Raw genomic sequence first — 15,229 nt, forward strand, 5'->3', positions numbered from 1 at the left:
AGCTGATTTAAAGCGCGATCTTCAAATATTTCTCCTTTTCCCCAAACGTCTCAGTAATTCGACTACAGAAATTTTTGTAGTCGCGATATGGATCCCGGTATCGCTGCGCGCAAAAAAATGATTAGACGACCCGCGCTGGTCGGCACAGCATGGCGTACTGCCGCGTTGACGGCATCGATAAAAAACGGAGACCAAATTGAACATCATGAAAAAATGGGTGGCCGCAGGCTGCCTGGTGCTGGCCTCGGCCGGCGCCGCTGCCGCCACCTGGACCCTGACCGGCGACATCGTCAGCCATGACCCGCATCTGTACAAGGCGGCCAATACCTGGTGGATCGTGGAGACCAGCGATACCGGCGTGGGCGTCAAGTACTCGGCCAATGGCCGCGCGTGGACCCAGGGCGTGCCGATCTTCGGCAACGGTTTGCCATGGTGGGGCCAGTACAACGGCAACAAGAAACAGGCATGGGCGCCAGACCTGCACGAGTGGAACGGCAAGGCCATCCTGTATTACGCGGTATCGACCTTCGGCAGCCAGAAGTCGGCGATCGGCCTGGCCACCGCATCGAGCCTCGCCCAGGGTAACTGGGTGGACCAGGGCGCCATCCTCACGTCCGCACCCGGCGATAACTTCAATGCCATCGATCCCAACTTTTTTGTGGACAAGGCCGGCCAGCCGTGGCTCAGTTACGGCTCGTTCCAGACCGGGATCTACATCACGCGGGTGGACGCCAACACCCTGAAACCGTTCGGCGCCAAGACCCGGCTGGCGACCGATTCGATCGGCATCGAGAACCCGTTCATCGTGGCCAACGGTTCGTACTACTACCTGTTCGTCTCCAAGGGAAAATGCTGCGACGGCGCCAACAGCACGTACCGCATCGCCTACGGCCGCTCGACCAGCGTGACAGGGCCGTACCTGGACAAGAACGGCGTGGACATGCGCAACGGCGGCGGCACCGTGCTCGATGCGGGTGGTGGCCGCTTCATCGCACCGGGCGCGGAATCGATCAGCAACGGCGTGCTGGCGCGCCACGCCCTCGACACCCAGAACAACTACACGCCGGTGCTGTTCATGAGCGACCTGTTCTTCACCAACGGCTGGCCGACGTACTGATGAAAGCGGTGCCGGTCGCAGTGATCGCGGTGGCGGCGATGCTGGTGATGGCGGCCGTGGTGCTGGTGGCGGCGATGGCGCCGGGCACATGGTCGCCGGGATCGGCACCGGCTGCGCTGCCCTCTGGCCAGACCACAGCGCGGGATGCGGCTGGGACGCCGGGCGACCTTGTGCACCGGGCGGACGGCGGCGCTGACGCAGCGGCGTTGGCTGCCCTGCCCGCGCCCACCGCGCCGCTGCACACCGGGCCTGCTTTGGCACCTGCGGACAAGCCCGCACTGGCGCTGACCGAAGACCACCACCTGATCGCCGACCAGGCGCTGCGCGCAGTGATGGAGGCGTATCTGTCGGACCGGCGCAACCCGCGCCGCTTGGAGCAACTCGATGAACACTTGCGCGAACGGCTGCCGGCCGGCGCCGCATCCGAAGCGCACACATTGGCGGCGCGCTACGATGCCTACCTGGCCGCGCACGCTACGCTGCTGAAGGCGCAGAATTTCGCCGACGAACCGGACCTGCAGCGGCTCACCAGTTGGCAGGCGCAGCGCCGGCAACTGCGCGAGCGCATGCTGGGACCGGAGGTTACCGAACAGTGGTTCGGCACCGAGGACGCCTACCTGGAGCAGGCGCTGGAAGAACGCCGCCAGCCGGTACGGGCGGTCACCGGGGCAGAGCAACTTCGCGCCCGGCACCTGCGCGAAGTCGTCGACGTTGCGACTGGGCGACTGCAGCGCTGACCTGCGGACGCGCAGCAAAACTGACGACAGCGTACATGAAAAAAAGGCCGCATCGCTGCGGCCCTCAATTTTCACTGTACAGCGCTGCCGATCAATTCGACAGGATCAGCGTGGCGATCACGCCGGTGGCAATGCCCACCAGCACGTAGTCGGCGCCGGTCTGCACCCAGTGGTAGCCGCGCGGTGGCGCGCTCAGGCGGTGCGTGCGCCAGTTATCCACCACGTACTGCTTGCTGCGGTACTGCGGCGGCAGGCGGTGGCCCTTGTACAGGTCGTGGCGCGGACCGGCGCCGCGATGGCCATTGTTGGCGCCGCGATTGTCGTGGCGATAGTCGTAGCGGTCGTTGCGGCGATCGCCGTCGAAGTCGCGCCGGTCGTCGTGTTTGTCCTTGTACTTGTTGTTACCATTGCCATTGCCATTGCCGTTGCCATTGCCGCGATGGTCGTCGTTGCCGCGGCCTTGCGCCATGGCGCTGCCCATGGTGCCAACGAATGCCGCCAGTACTGCGCCGAGGATAATTTTCTTGTTCATGTCAGCTCCTTCAGTTAAGCCCGAAGATTGCTCCGGGATGACTGAAATATACCGTTGGAAAACTTTTGGTTCCGTTCGGTAGCATACATAAGGGTTTTACGTAGGCGCATCAGGTCGGCGTATCGACCTCGTCCCAGTCACGGTCCTCGAAGCGCACCAGCCAGTTCAGCGCATGGTGGCGCTCCTGCAGCACGCTGTCGTTCAGGCCTGCCGGCACCGCAGTTTTCTTGAGCAGCGCCTGGCGCGAGGCCCAGTGCAGGCGGTAGTGCAGGTCGAGGGCGTCGAGCACTTCGCTGGCGGTGCGCACGACCGGCTGCTTGCGCAGGCCCTCGGTGCCGCGCTCGATGACGGTGCTGGAAATGGCCGCGACATCGCAAATCTCATCGGGGAACGGCAGCGCCTCCTGCAACCCCAGCGCCCATTGCAGCACCAGGATCGCCTCGTAGCGCCACAGGAACTGGGTGATTTCGTGGGCGGTAGGCGCATCCTTGGCCAGGAAGTCGCGCTCCAGTTCGGTGAGGCCCGCAAACGCTGGCGGAAAGCGCTGCTGCAAATCGGCCACCGCGATCGGGCGCTCGCCCGTCAACGACTCGGCGCGGATCGCCACCACGAACAGCGCCAGCATGCGGCGCAGCACATCTTCCGGCGTGCGCAGGCGCAGTTCCGGTTCCGACACCACCGGCGGCAAATCGGCAGGCACCGTGACCCCGCGCTGGGCGATGACCGCATCGGTGCGCGCCTTGCGGTCCCAGGCCGCAGGAGGGTATGGCAGCGCCGCCTGCGGGTCGCCGTCGGCAGCCGCTGGCTTGAGCAGTGCGCGTCCCTGCGGATCGAGCACGCTGCCATCGGCCATGAACAGGATGGCGTTGGCGGCTTCGGCCCAGGCCAGCATGGCGGGCATGTCGGCCGGCGCGACGGCCAGGCTGGCATGTTGCTGCACGCGCTGGATGTGGCGGATCACGTGGTAGCGGGTGCGCGTCATGTTGCCTTTGCCCGCGTCTGCCACGTGGTGCATGAAGCCGTTGAGATGCTTGGCCAGTTCCGGATCGGCCAGGTTGCGCAGGCCGCCCGTCACGTGCGGAAAATCGCGCGGCGGCAATGGCGCCACGGTAGCGTAGGCGTTGACCAGGATTTCGTCGCCTTGCGGGGCGGAAGGCGTGGCGGAGAGCAGTTGCTTGAGTCGTTTGAACATAATCGTTGGTGGCAGTGGTTATCTCATGTCCAGCGCACGCGCGCGGCGCGGCGGCGGAAAGGCGCGGTCCAGCGCGGCCAGGTCGTCGCTGGTCAGCACGATGTCGGCGGCAGCGCGGTTGGCGCGCAAGTGTACAGGATCGACCGCCTTGGGGATAGCGATCACGCCGTCCTGGTGCAGCACCCAGGCCAGGGCAATTTGCGCGGGCGTCGCGTGGTGGGTATCGGCCACTGCCCGCAGGGCAGCATTACCCAACAGGGTTGCCTGTTCGCGCCCGCTGCTCTCGAGCGGCGAATAGGCCATCACCGGCATGCCGCGCGCGCGGCACCACGGCAGCAGGTCGAACTCGATGCCGCGCTTGAGCAGGTTGTAGAGCACCTGGTCGGTGGCGGGCGCACCGTAGCCGATGGCCTCCTCCATGCTGGGCAGATCGAGGTTGCTCACGCCGTAGTCGCCGATCTTGCCGGCCTGCTTGAGGGCCTCGAAGCCGTCGAAGGTTTCGGCCAACGGGTGGTGGCCCTGCCAGTGCAGCAGGTACAGGTCGATAGAGTCGACCTTCATTCTCCGCAAGCTGCGCTCGCACGCCTCGCGCACGCCGTCGAAGCTGGCATTGTGCGGATAGACCTTGCTGACCAGGTAGACCTCCGGGCGCCGCCCGGCAATCGCCGCGCCGACCACTTCCTCGGCACCGCCTTCGCCGTACATCTCGGCGGTGTCGATCAGGGTCATGCCCAGGTCGAGCCCCAGCTGCAAGGCGCGCACCTCGTCAGCGTAGCGCGTGGCGTCCTCACCCATATTCCAGGTCCCCTGCCCCAACACCGGCACGGTCACGCCGGACGCAAATGTGACTGTTTTCATGACAGTACTCCTGTGACGTCAAAGACCGGACAGTGTAACGCTTCGGGGGCAGCGCTTCGGGGTCAGTGCCGACATTCGGACATTTTTGAACTTTATTGATCTTGCATAGTCATCCTTCGTCACGGAAGGGTTAGCTTTGCATAATGACCAGACCATTAAGAGTGCAGTACGCGGGCGCCCTCTACCACGTCACCTCGCGCGGGGATCGCCGGGCAGCGATCTATCGCGACGACGTGGACCGTAGGGTGTGGCTTTCCATACTAGAACAGGTATGCCAACGCTACAACTTCGTCGTGTTGGGCTTCTGCCAGATGACCAACCATTACCACCTTGTTGTGGAAACCGTCGACGGCAACCTGGCGCAGGGCATGCGGGTATTGAACGGCACCTATTCGCAGTATTTCAATCGCCGCCACGAGGTCGTGGGGCACGTCTTTCAGGGCCGTTACAAGGCGATACTCGTGCAGCGCGAATCATACCTGCTCGAGCTCACCCGGTATGTGATCCTTAACCCGCTGCGCGCCGGGGCTGTGGCATCGATCGAAGCATGGCCGTGGAGCAGCCATGGTTATCTCACCGGGAGCATGACAGCACCGCCATGGTTCGAGGCCGACGCCATTCTGGGGCACTTTGCCGCCGACCGCACCGAAGCTATAGCACTATATTGCCGCTTCGTGCTTGCAGGGATAGGGGCCGCCAGCCCACTGAAACAGACCAGGCATCAGCTGTTGCTGGGAGATGAACATTTCATCGCCCAAGCCTACGGCAATCCGGCGTTCAACAACATGGTGGCAATAACGAAAGCCCAGCGACGCGCCACCCTGCTGTCTCTGGACGAATATTGCGCGGCCTATCCGCGTCGCGACGAAGCAATGGCGCGGGCATATTTTTCCACTGCTTACAGCATGCAGCAGATTGCGGCATTCTTTGGCGTGTCGTCAAAGACCGTCAGCCGTGCGGTCAGAAGCATCGAGAAGGCCGAGCTTGTGTCCAAATGTCGGCACTGACCCCGAAGTGAAAAAAGTGGCCATGGCGGTGATGTCGCGGCCTACGCCGCGGTAGCCGATGAAGCGGCTCGCTTCGTCGAATACCGGTTCGCCGCTCACTTGCAGGTACTGGACGGCGCCGCTGTCGGCGGTGCGGCTGTAGATGAAATCGAGGAACGGCTTGCGGTCGGCGATGTTCGATTCGAGCTGCGCGCGTTCGGCCACGTCCCAGCCGCCGGTGTCGGCGCCCGAGAGGCCCACCATGTCGGCCACCGGGCCGTGACAGTTCACCAGCTTGCCCTCGGCGTCCTGTTCCCAGTACCAGTCGGTGGACAGCTCGGCAAAGCGCTGGAAGCGCGCTTCGCTTTCGCGCAGCTGCGCGGTGCGTTCCAGAACCGTGAATTCGAGCTGCTGGTTGTAGCGGCGCAGCTTGCGGTGCAGCAGGCGTACTTCAAGCATGTTCTGGATGCGGGTTTCCACTTCCAGCAAGTCGAAGGGTTTGCCGATGAAGTCCTTGGCGCCCGCCTGCAGTGCGCGCAGCTTGTGGTTCGGCTGGGCCGTGACCACCAGCACCGGCACATAGCCATCCGGCTCGATGTCGTGCAGCGCCTTCAGGACCGCGAAACCGTCCATGCCCGGCATTTGCAAGTCGAGCAAAATCAGGTCGTAGTGATGCTCCAGGTGCAGGCCGGCGACCTGGAAAGGGTCCATGGTGCTGTGCACATTGGTATAGCCGGCGTTGGCCAGCATCTGCTCGAGCAGCATGACGTTGGCTTCCTGGTCGTCCACGATCAGGATCTGCGCGGCGCGGATGTCGGATGGATCTATCATGATGCGGTTTCCTCGGTGGGTGTGTGCGGGCTGCCATGAACGGCGGCAAAGGCCAGCGCTTCGTCGAGTGCGCGCATGAACTGCGTGACATTGATCGGTTTGGTCAGGTACTGGAAGAAGCCCGCTTCCACACCTTTTTCGACGTCGCGCGCCATGGCGTTGGCCGACAGCGCCAGCACCGGGATATGCGCGGTCGCGGCATCTTCCTGCAAGATCTTCAGGCACCCGAAGCCGCTGATGCCGGGCAGGTTGATGTCCATCAGGATCACGTCGGGCTGGTAGGTGCGCGCCAGTTCGATGCCGGCATAGCCGTCGATGGCCGTCAGCAGTTTCAGGTCGCTGCGGCGCAGCACCAGCTGCTCCACCAGGTTCAGGTTGGCCGGATTGTCTTCGATGTACAGCAGGGTTTTGAGCGGCGCATCGGCGCCTTCGGCCACTGCAGGCGGCAGGTCGGTGGCTGCGATTTCCAGCACCGGCTCGACGCTGGCTGCGAGCTCGATCCAGAACGTGGTGCCCACGCCCACTTCGCTGAAGACGCCGATCACGCCGCCCATCAATTCGGTCAGCTGCTTGGTCACCACCAGGCCGATGCCGGTACCCTCTTCCGCGCCCTCTTCCTGGCCCAGCCGGTTGAACGGCTGGAACAGCTGCTCGACCTGCTCGGCGTTCAGGCCGGCCCCGGTGTCGGTCACGCTCACGCGCACCCGGTCGCCTTCGGCATGGGTGCATTCGACGATCACCATGCCGCCACGGCGGTTGTACTTGATGGCGTTCGACAGCAAATTGATCATCACCTGTTTTACGCGGGTGCGGTCGGCATGCACGAAGAACGGCTCGCTCATGGCGGCAAAGAACAGCCGGATGCCGCGCTTTTCCGCTTGCGGCGCAATCAGCGACTGGCAATCCTTGAGTACTTCCGCCAGCCCCATCGACTCCTGCGACATGGTCACCTTGCCCGATTCGATCATGGCCAGGTCGAGAATCTCGTTGATCAGCTGGAGCAAATACCAGCCGCCCTTGAGGATCTGGTCGAGCGAGCGCTGTTGCGCGACGGTCGGCGGCGGCTTGTCCGACGCCAGCAATTGGGCAAAGCCCAACACCGCGTTCAGCGGCGTGCGCAGCTCGTGGCTCATGGCCGACAAAAACTCGGACTTGGCCAGGTTGGCCTTTTCGGCCAGCGCGCGCGCAGCTTCCAGCTCGACGTTGGTGTCCTGCAGCGCCAACTGCTGTTCGCGCAGGCGCTGGTCGAGCAACGCCTGCTCGCGCTCGGCCTGTTTGCGGGCCGTATTGTCGGTACCCATCAGCAGGTAACCGATGACATTCTGGCCGGCGTCGCGCAGCGCGCTGACCGACATGCTGGCCGGCAGCCGGCTGCCATCCTTGCGGATGAAGGTCATGTCATAGGTATCCTCGATCCCGCGCGAGGCCCGGAAAGTGAGCGCCTCGAAGCCTGGCTGGATCGTCACACCGGCCTCCAGGCTCAGGGCGGCAGCGCGTTCGACGTCTTCCAGCGGGTCGGCCAGTCCGGCCGGCGTGACGTGGTTGAGTACCTCGGCCGCGCTGTAGCCCAGCATGCGCTCGGCGCCGACGTTGAAGATCTGGATCACGCCATTGACGTCGGTGGCGATGCTGCAAAAATTGGCGCTGTTGTGGATCGCCGTTTGCAGCGCATCGGCCTCGAGCAACAGCTTCGCGACGGGCAGGCCGGCGTTCATTTGACCTCCTGGCGCTGGCGCACGTCCGACATCAGGCGGGCAAATTCTTTTTTGACCACTTCGTAGCACTCGCACACATCGCCCTCCAGGCCATGGCGGTCCAGCACCGAAATATGGCCGCGGCGGTTGCTGATATAACCCTTGGCCTGCAGGCGGCCGGCCGCCACGGTCACGCCTTCGCGGCGCACACCCAGCATGTTGGCGATCAGTTCCTGGGTCATGGTGAGCTCACTGGTGGGTAATCGGTCGAGGGTCAGCAGCAGCCAGCGGCACAATTGCTGGTCCACCGTGTGGTGGCGGTTGCAGATCGCGGTTTGCGACATTTGCGTGAGCAGCGCCTGGGTGTAGCGCAGCAGCAGGCGCATCACCGGGCCGGCGCGGTTGAATTCTTCGAGCAGCAGGTGCGACTTGAGGCGATAGCCATGGCCGGCGGTCTGCACCACGGCGCGGCTGGGCGTGGTGTTGCCGCCCATGAACAGGGAAATGCCCAACATGCCCTCGTTACCCACGCCGGCGATTTCCGACGAGCTGCCGTTTTCCAGCACGTAATGCAGCGAGACGATCGACGACGTTGGAAAATAGACGTGGTTGATGGCGGCGCCGGACTCGTAGAGCACATCGCCCAGGCGCATCATGATCGGATCCAGGTGCGGCGACAGCCGGTCGAACTCGGCGTCGAGCAGCGCCGCCAACAGGTGATTTTGATTGGGATTATTGAGACGCATGTGACGGTCCTGGGTTCCAGTCGTTAACTAGATGGCTACTTGGACGGCTAACGATGACCGTCGCGCACAGTAACACACAATGCCTCACATCATGCGTGCCCCAAGGATTATCGACCTGTCAATGCGAGCTGTCACTGCGCCAGGTCGACCGCGTACAGCGCAAAGCCCTTGCCGCCGCCGTCATCCGGCTGCAATTCGGTCACGCCGCTCAACCCCGCCTCCGCTGCCAGGGCTATCATGCCCGGCGCCGCGTGGAACACTACCGGCCCGGCCACCTGCACCGGCGCAAAGCGCCAACTGCGGGTGCTGCCGTTGGCCGCGCGCGTGAGGTTTTTGGTTTTCTGGATGTAGGCGATCAGCACATCGCGGCTGCTGTCGGGCGCGGCGATCACGGTCTGGCTGCCGTTCAACCCCGGGAAATTGCCGCCCCCGCTGGCGCGGTAGTTATTGGTCGCGACCAGGAACTGCTGGCCCGGCGTGACCGGCGCGCCCTGCCAGTTCAGCGCCACGATGCGCTGGCCGACCGGCCGCGTGACGTCGATCTGGTAGCTGATGTCGGCGTTGGTAAGCATGTCGAAGTTATAGCCGGCCGCACCGGTGTTGATCAGCTCCTGCGGCGCGGTGGCGGCCGGATCGATGCGGTTGAAACGCTCGGCCGATTTTTCCAGCCAGGCCTTCAGGCCCGCGCCATCGACCTTGACCGCATGCAGCTCGTTCGGATACAGGTACAGGTCGGCGGCGTTGTTGAGCGCCAGCTCGCCCGGCTTGACATCGGTGTAGTCGCCCACGCCAGCAGCGCCGGTCTTGAACGGCGACGCCATCGACAGCACCGGCAGCGAGGCATACTGCGGCAAATTGGCCTGCACGTAATGGCGCACGTAGTCGGTCTGGGCCTGGTTCACCAGCTGTACCGCGCTCACATCGCCGACGTCGGCAAAATACGACGACATGCGGAAGTCGCTGCTGCCCACCGGCGTTTTCACGTAGCCGATGGTGGCCTCGTGCTCGGCCGCCACCAGCCTGGCCACGGCCGGATCGGCCTCGACGTAGCTACCGTCGGCGTTGCGGATGCTGCGCGCTTCCACCGTGGTGCGGGTTTTGTCGATGTTCCAGCGCTGGCCGTCGTAGGTCATATGCAGCGCGATCACGCCCAGGTGCTTGCCCCACAGGCTGGCCATCACGGTCGGCACGCCATGCACGGTGCCCTTCGCCTTGTCCACGCCGGGCAGATTGAATTGCGCGACCGTGCTGGTGGCGAGCGGGAACGGCAGGTGCGAGTGGCCGATCAGCATGGCGTCCACGCCCGGCACTTGCGCCAGGTAGTAGTTGGCGTTTTCCATCGCCGGCGTGTACGGCGCGCCGTCGATGCCGCCGTGCGACAGCGCCACGATCAGGTCCGCACCCTGGGCGCGCATGAGCGGAATGAATTTTTGCGCGGTCTCGCGCACGCCTTCGGCATAGACCTTGCCATCGAGCCAGCGCTTGTCCCACGCCAGGATCTCGGGCGGGGCGAAGCCGATGATGCCCACCTTGATGGTGGCGGTAACCGATTTGCCATCGGGGCCGGTGGCGCCAATTTGCCGGGTGAGGATGCTGTACGGCGCGAACAGCGGCTTGCCCGAGCGTTCGCTGACCACGTTGGCCAGCACGATCGGGAACTTCGGCCCGGCGCAGCGCGGTGCATCGGCCGGCACGCCGGCGACGTCGAAAGCGCTGCCGGTGACCTGGTTCAGGTACGGCAGGCCGTAGTTGAATTCGTGGTTGCCGATGCCGGCGCCGTCAAAGCCCAGCAAATCCATCGCCTTGTAAATGGCCGGCAGCTGGCCGCACTGCACCGGCGCGACCTTGGCCTGGTAGTCCGACAAGGCCGTGCCTTGCAGGGCGTCGCCGTTGTCGAGCAGCAGATTGTTCGGGTACTGGGCGCGCGCCTGGCGGATCAGCGTGGCGGTGCGTTCCAGTCCGATCGACGGCTCGGCTTTGAGCTTGTAATAGTCGTAGCTCAGCACATTGGCGTGCAGGTCGGTCGTTTCCAGCAGGGCCACGGTGGCCTGGGCGCCGGCCGGGGTGGCGCCCGGATTGGCCGCTATGGCGGCAGTTGCAGCCAGGCTGCCAGCGCCGGCCAGCAGCACGGTGGATAACAGGCGAAAACGGGGGGAAGGCGGCAGCAGCGGCATAAGTCGTCGGATCAGGGAAGATCGCAGCATAGGATCGGGAACAGGATCGAGCATGATACGCAGCGATCCGGCGTGAATCAAGGCATTACAACGGGACGCAACGTTAATTCTTGTGCCATCCCGCGAATAATTGGCGCAATCCGGCCCCATTGGTCCCTGTCGGTGAAGGCGCGGTTCCGGTATCATGCGGGGTATGAACAATATCCCATTCCAACCGTTTATTATTGGTGTCGCAGGCGGTAGCGGCAGTGGCAAGTCCACCGTGTCCCAGCAAGTGCTGGCAGCCTTCGGCGCCGACATGGTCTCGGTGGTGATGCAGGACGATTACTACTGCGACCAGTCGCACCTGGCGCCCGAAGTGCGCCCCGAGCAAAATTACGACCATCCCAACGCGTTCGAGTGGCCGCTGCTGGTGCAGCACGTGCAGGCGCTGCGCCGCGGTGAATCGATCGAGATGCCAGAATACGACTTCACCCTGCACAACCGCTCGCAGCGCACGATTGCCGTCAAACCGGCGCCGGTGATCGTGATCGAAGGCCTGTTCGCCCTGTACGACGCCGACCTGCGCGACATGATGTCGCTGAAAATCTACGTCGATACCGCCTCCGACGTGCGCTTCATCCGCCGCATGCAGCGCGATATCACCGAGCGTGGCCGCTCGGTCGAAAGCGTGGTCGTCCAGTACATGGACACGGTGCGCCCGATGCACAAGCAGTTCATCGAACCGACCAAGCGCAACGCCGACGTGATTTTCCCGCACGGCGCCAACGGCCCGGCGATCGATGTCATCACGGCCAAGGTGGCCAGCGTGATCAAACAGCTCAAGATGTCCTGATCAGCAAGAACGAAGTTCGGACTTCCATAGCGTATAATCTGGGGTTTGATTTCGCCCTTAGAGAAGAAGAAAACATGGAAGCCGAACGCATCAACTCCCTCTCCGCCCTGCTCGCCGATCTGACTTCGCGCGAAGCCGAACTTCGGAGGTATCTTTGACTTCGATAAAAAGTCAGAGAAGCTCGAACAAGTAAACGAAGAAATGGAAGACCCGACGATCTGGAACGACCCTAAAAAGGCGCAGGATCTCGGCAAGGAAAAAAAATCGCTGGAAGCCATCGTCTCGGCGCTGACCAAGGCCGACACCGACCTCAAGGACATGGCCGACCTGTTCGCCATGGCCAAGGAAGAAGGCGACGACGACACGCTCGAAGCGCTGATCGTCGACGCCGAAGCCGTGCGCGTGGTCATCGAGAGCATGGAATTCCGCCGGATGTTCAACAATCCGATGGACCCGAACAACTGCTTCATCGACATCCAGGCCGGCGCCGGCGGTACCGAAGCGCAGGACTGGGCCTCGATGCTGCTGCGCCAGTACGTGCGCTATTGCGACCGCAAAGGCTTCAAGGTCGAGGTGATGGAACAGTCCGACGGCGAGGTAGCCGGCATCAAGACCGCCACCATCAAGGTTGAAGGCGAATACGCCTACGGCTTCCTGCGCACCGAAACCGGCGTGCACCGCCTGGTGCGCAAGTCGCCGTTCGACTCGGCCAACGGCCGCCACACGTCGTTTACGTCGCTGTTCGTATACCCGGAAGTCGATGACTCGATCGATATCGAGATCAACCCGGCCGACCTGCGCATTGATACCTATCGTGCGTCCGGCGCCGGTGGTCAGCACATCAACAAGACCGATTCCGCCGTGCGTCTTACCCACGCACCATCGGGCATCGTGGTGCAGTGCCAGAACGACCGTTCGCAGCACCGCAACAAGGCCGAAGCGATGGAAATGCTGAAGGCCAAGCTGTACGAAATGGAACTGCGCAAGCGCATGAGCGAGCAGCAGAAACTGGAAGACTCCAAGACCGACGTCGGCTGGGGCCACCAGATCCGTTCGTACGTGCTGGACCAGTCGCGCATCAAGGACTTGCGCACCAACTTCGAGACCGGCAACACCAAGGCGGTGCTCGACGGTGAACTGGACGACTTCATCTCGGCTTCGCTCAAACAAGGCGTATAACTCATGACTTCCACCTCATCACCGCGCGCGTTCATCTTCGACATGGACGGCACCATCGTCGACAACATGGCCTACCACACCCAGTCGTGGCTGGCCTTCTTCGACAAGCGTGGCCACAAGCTCGATCCGGACGCGTTTTTCCGCGACACGGCCGGCCGCCAGGGCCATGAAATCATGCGCACCTACCTGGGCAGCCAGCTGACCAACGAAGAAACCGCTGCGCTCGATGTGGAAAAAGAGTCGCTGTACCGCGAATTGTATGCGCCGCACCTGGCCGTCACCAAGGGCTTCGAACAGTTCATCGCCCGCGCCAAGGCGGCCGGCGTCAAGCTGGCCGTGGCCACCGCCGCGCCGCCGGCCAATATCGACTTCACGCTCGATGGCCTCGACTTGCGCAGCCAGTTCGATGCCATCGCCGGCGCCGCCGATGTGGCGCGCGGCAAGCCGAACCCGGACGTGTTCCTGCTGGCCGCCGAACGCGCCGGCAGCGTGCCAGCCAACAGCATCGTGTTCGAAGATGCGCCGCTGGGCGTGGAAGCGGCCCGCCGCGCCGGCATGCGCGCGGTGGTGCTCACCACCACCCTGCCCGCTGAGGCGTTTGCCGAATTCGACAACGTGATTGCGATTGCCAGCGACTTCAGCGAGCTCGATGTCGCGGCGCTGTTCGCGTCCGAGCCTTACATTGCCGCCTAATTAAATATTTACCCCACCAAAGAAACAGACCATGACTACGGATCTCCAAGACCAAGCAAGCGCTTCTGCAAACCCGCCCGACGAAAACAAGATCATCGCCGAGCGCCGCGCCAAGCTGGCAGCCCTGCGCCAGCAAGGCGTGGCCTTCCCCAACGACTTCAAACCGCAACACAAGGCTGCCGACCTGCACGCCGCATTCGGCTTGAAGACGCGCGAGGAACTCGAAGAGCATCCAGTGACCGTGGTGCTGGCCGGCCGCATGATGCTCAAGCGCGAGGCCGGCAAGAAGGCCGCTTTCGCCACGCTGCAGGATTCGTCCGGTAAAAACGCCGATGGCCGCATCCAGATCTACGCCACGCTCGACCTGACCGGCGAAGCCGCCATGGCCGCGCTGCACCATTACGACCTGGGCGACATCCTGGGCGTGACCGGCACCCTGTTCAAGACCAAGACCGACGAGCTGACCATCAAGGTCACCGAACTGCGCCTGATCACCAAGTCGCTGCGCCCGCTGCCTGACAAGTTCCACGGCCTGGCCGACCAGGAAACCAAGTACCGCCAGCGGTACGTGGACCTGATCATGAACGAAGAGACGCGCCGTACCTTCAAGGCCCGTACCGCCGCCATCTCGTCGATGCGCCGCTTCATGGAAAAGAACGAGTTCATGGAAGTGGAAACGCCGATGCTGCACACCATCCCGGGTGGCGCGTCCGCAAAACCGTTCACCACGCACCACAATGCGCTCGACATGCAGATGTTCCTGCGCATCGCGCCCGAGCTGTACCTGAAGCGCCTGGTGGTAGGCGGTTTCGACCGCGTGTTCGAGATCAACCGCAACTTCCGCAACGAAGGCGTGTCGATCCGTCACAATCCTGAATTCACCATGATGGAGTTCTACGCGGCCTACACCGACTACCAGTGGCTGATGGACTTCACCGAAGCGATCATCCGCCAGGCCGCGATCGACGCCCACGGCACCGCCACCCTCACCTATGGCGGCCGCGAACTCGATCTGGCCAAGCCGTTCCACCGCCTGACCATCGTCGAGGCGATCAACAAGTACGCGCCGGGCTACACGCCCGAGCAACTGGAAGACGCAGAATTCATCAAGAAGGAACTGCTCAAATTCGGCGTGAAACCCTTCGCTACCGCCGGCCTGGGGGCGCTGCAACTGGCGCTGTTCGAAGAGACTGCCGAAGCGCTGCTGTGGGAACCGACGTACATCATCGATTACCCGGTCGAGGTCTCGCCGCTGGCGCGCGCGTCGGACACCCGCGAAGGCATCACCGAGCGCTTCGAGCTGTTCATGGTCGGCCGTGAAATCGCCAACGGCTTCTCGGAGCTGAACGACGCCGAAGACCAGTCGGCTCGCTTCCTGGCGCAGGTCGCCGCCAAGGATGCCGGCGATGAAGAGGCGATGTACTACGACGCCGACTACATCCGCGCGCTGGAATACGGCATGCCGCCAGCCGGCGGTTGCGGCATCGGCATCGACCGCCTGATGATGATCATCACCGACTCGCCGAACATCCGCGACGTGCTGCTGTTCCCGCACCTGCGCCGCGAAGAGTAATCTTCAGTAGCCAGGTCAGAAAAACCGCTCGTCATGGGCGGTTTTTTTTCGCCCGCATTTTTGCGGCATTGCGTGCGGTGGG

General features: G+C 63.4%; 15 protein-coding genes. 7 read left to right on the forward strand and 8 right to left on the reverse strand.

Going from position 1 to position 15,229, the window contains the following annotated elements; all coding sequences use genetic code 11:
- Nucleotides 1-205 precede the first annotated feature (205 nt).
- Nucleotides 206-1,117 (forward strand): glycoside hydrolase family 43 protein, encoded by a 912-nt coding sequence (locus DUPY_RS26040; RefSeq protein WP_070252126.1) that lies wholly within the window; start codon nucleotides 206-208, stop codon nucleotides 1,115-1,117.
- Here DUPY_RS26040 and DUPY_RS28550 read toward each other — a convergent pair.
- On the reverse strand, nucleotides 1,092-1,253 hold the full coding sequence (locus DUPY_RS28550) for a hypothetical protein (protein WP_167359119.1): 162 nt from the start codon (nucleotides 1,251-1,253) through the stop codon (nucleotides 1,092-1,094). The genes DUPY_RS26040 and DUPY_RS28550 overlap by 26 nt on opposite strands.
- A gap of 70 nt (nucleotides 1,254-1,323) precedes the next feature.
- Here DUPY_RS28550 and DUPY_RS26045 point away from each other — a divergent pair, with 70 nt between their 5' ends.
- Nucleotides 1,324-1,854, forward strand: coding sequence for a lipase secretion chaperone (locus DUPY_RS26045; protein WP_167359120.1), 531 nt, complete (start codon nucleotides 1,324-1,326; stop codon nucleotides 1,852-1,854).
- Between the two features lie 91 nt (nucleotides 1,855-1,945).
- Here the strand turns inward: DUPY_RS26045 and DUPY_RS26050 are convergent, their stop codons facing one another.
- From DUPY_RS26050 to DUPY_RS26060, 3 genes are all read right to left on the reverse strand, one after another.
- Nucleotides 1,946-2,386, reverse strand: a complete 441-nt coding sequence (locus tag DUPY_RS26050; protein WP_070252050.1) for an RcnB family protein — start codon at nucleotides 2,384-2,386, stop codon at nucleotides 1,946-1,948.
- A 109-nt stretch (nucleotides 2,387-2,495) separates the two neighbouring features.
- Complete coding sequence (locus tag DUPY_RS26055; protein WP_070252051.1) at nucleotides 2,496-3,578, reverse strand: DUF4272 domain-containing protein; 1,083 nt, start codon at nucleotides 3,576-3,578, stop codon at nucleotides 2,496-2,498.
- 18 nt (nucleotides 3,579-3,596) lie between these two features.
- Nucleotides 3,597-4,436, reverse strand: coding sequence for an aldo/keto reductase (locus DUPY_RS26060; RefSeq protein WP_070252052.1), 840 nt, complete (start codon nucleotides 4,434-4,436; stop codon nucleotides 3,597-3,599).
- 143 nt (nucleotides 4,437-4,579) lie between these two features.
- Here DUPY_RS26060 and DUPY_RS26065 point away from each other — a divergent pair, with 143 nt between their 5' ends.
- Nucleotides 4,580-5,443, forward strand: a complete 864-nt coding sequence (locus DUPY_RS26065; RefSeq protein ID WP_070252053.1) for a transposase — start codon at nucleotides 4,580-4,582, stop codon at nucleotides 5,441-5,443.
- Here the strand turns inward: DUPY_RS26065 and DUPY_RS26070 are convergent.
- The 4 genes from DUPY_RS26070 to DUPY_RS26085 form a co-directional block, all read right to left on the reverse strand.
- Nucleotides 5,375-6,253 (reverse strand): response regulator, encoded by an 879-nt coding sequence (locus DUPY_RS26070; RefSeq protein WP_070252054.1) that lies wholly within the window; start codon nucleotides 6,251-6,253, stop codon nucleotides 5,375-5,377. The genes DUPY_RS26065 and DUPY_RS26070 overlap by 69 nt on opposite strands.
- Nucleotides 6,250-7,968: a hybrid sensor histidine kinase/response regulator gene (locus DUPY_RS26075; protein WP_070252055.1), complete on the reverse strand. Its 1,719-nt coding sequence runs from the start codon at nucleotides 7,966-7,968 to the stop codon at nucleotides 6,250-6,252. Before DUPY_RS26075 ends, DUPY_RS26070 begins: the two co-directional genes overlap by 4 nt.
- Nucleotides 7,965-8,693 (reverse strand): Crp/Fnr family transcriptional regulator, encoded by a 729-nt coding sequence (locus DUPY_RS26080; RefSeq protein WP_070252056.1) that lies wholly within the window; start codon nucleotides 8,691-8,693, stop codon nucleotides 7,965-7,967. Before DUPY_RS26080 ends, DUPY_RS26075 begins: the two co-directional genes overlap by 4 nt.
- A gap of 131 nt (nucleotides 8,694-8,824) precedes the next feature.
- Nucleotides 8,825-10,867, reverse strand: coding sequence for a bifunctional 2',3'-cyclic-nucleotide 2'-phosphodiesterase/3'-nucleotidase (locus DUPY_RS26085; protein ID WP_070252057.1), 2,043 nt, complete (start codon nucleotides 10,865-10,867; stop codon nucleotides 8,825-8,827).
- Nucleotides 10,868-11,060: 193 nt separating this feature from the next.
- On the opposite strand from DUPY_RS26085, the gene udk reads away from it, so the two are divergent.
- The 4 genes from udk (at nucleotide 11,061) to lysS (ending at nucleotide 15,147) form a co-directional block, all read left to right on the forward strand.
- Nucleotides 11,061-11,702, forward strand: coding sequence for a uridine kinase (gene udk, locus DUPY_RS26090; protein WP_070252058.1), 642 nt, complete (start codon nucleotides 11,061-11,063; stop codon nucleotides 11,700-11,702).
- Nucleotides 11,703-11,776: 74 nt separating this feature from the next.
- Nucleotides 11,777-12,881 (forward strand): peptide chain release factor 2 gene (prfB, locus tag DUPY_RS26095; RefSeq protein WP_141749684.1). Its coding sequence is split into 2 segments (ribosomal slippage): nucleotides 11,777-11,857 and nucleotides 11,859-12,881, totalling 1,104 coding nucleotides; the frame shifts between segments, so codons are not numbered across the junction.
- Nucleotides 12,882-12,884: 3 nt separating this feature from the next.
- Nucleotides 12,885-13,574 carry an HAD family hydrolase gene (locus DUPY_RS26100; RefSeq protein WP_070252059.1) on the forward strand — a complete coding sequence of 230 codons (690 nt, stop codon included), beginning with the start codon at nucleotides 12,885-12,887 and terminating at the stop codon, nucleotides 13,572-13,574.
- 31 nt (nucleotides 13,575-13,605) lie between these two features.
- Nucleotides 13,606-15,147, forward strand: a complete 1,542-nt coding sequence (gene lysS / locus DUPY_RS26105; RefSeq protein WP_070252060.1) for a lysine--tRNA ligase — start codon at nucleotides 13,606-13,608, stop codon at nucleotides 15,145-15,147.
- Nucleotides 15,148-15,229: the final 82 nt, after the last annotated feature.

Origin of the sequence: Duganella phyllosphaerae, from assembly GCF_001758785.1 — a bacterium.
Lineage (GTDB): Bacteria > Pseudomonadota > Gammaproteobacteria > Burkholderiales > Burkholderiaceae_D > Rugamonas > Rugamonas phyllosphaerae.

Bases quoted from the DNA above. Each gene is read 5' to 3' on its own strand.
- DUPY_RS26040 (WP_070252126.1), top strand. From the start codon at position 206: ATGAAAAAATGGGTGGCCGCAGGCTGCCTGGTGCTGGCCTCGGCCGGC.
- DUPY_RS26050 (WP_070252050.1), bottom strand. From the start codon at position 2,386: ATGAACAAGAAAATTATCCTCGGCGCAGTACTGGCGGCATTCGTTGGC.
- DUPY_RS26055 (WP_070252051.1), bottom strand. From the start codon at position 3,578: ATGTTCAAACGACTCAAGCAACTGCTCTCCGCCACGCCTTCCGCCCCG.
- DUPY_RS26060 (WP_070252052.1), bottom strand. From the start codon at position 4,436: ATGAAAACAGTCACATTTGCGTCCGGCGTGACCGTGCCGGTGTTGGGG.
- DUPY_RS26065 (WP_070252053.1), top strand. From the start codon at position 4,580: ATGACCAGACCATTAAGAGTGCAGTACGCGGGCGCCCTCTACCACGTC.
- DUPY_RS26070 (WP_070252054.1), bottom strand. From the start codon at position 6,253: ATGATAGATCCATCCGACATCCGCGCCGCGCAGATCCTGATCGTGGAC.
- DUPY_RS26075 (WP_070252055.1), bottom strand. From the start codon at position 7,968: ATGAACGCCGGCCTGCCCGTCGCGAAGCTGTTGCTCGAGGCCGATGCG.
- DUPY_RS26080 (WP_070252056.1), bottom strand. From the start codon at position 8,693: ATGCGTCTCAATAATCCCAATCAAAATCACCTGTTGGCGGCGCTGCTC.
- DUPY_RS26085 (WP_070252057.1), bottom strand. From the start codon at position 10,867: ATGCCGCTGCTGCCGCCTTCCCCCCGTTTTCGCCTGTTATCCACCGTG.
- udk (WP_070252058.1), top strand. From the start codon at position 11,061: ATGAACAATATCCCATTCCAACCGTTTATTATTGGTGTCGCAGGCGGT.
- DUPY_RS26100 (WP_070252059.1), top strand. From the start codon at position 12,885: ATGACTTCCACCTCATCACCGCGCGCGTTCATCTTCGACATGGACGGC.
- lysS (WP_070252060.1), top strand. From the start codon at position 13,606: ATGACTACGGATCTCCAAGACCAAGCAAGCGCTTCTGCAAACCCGCCC.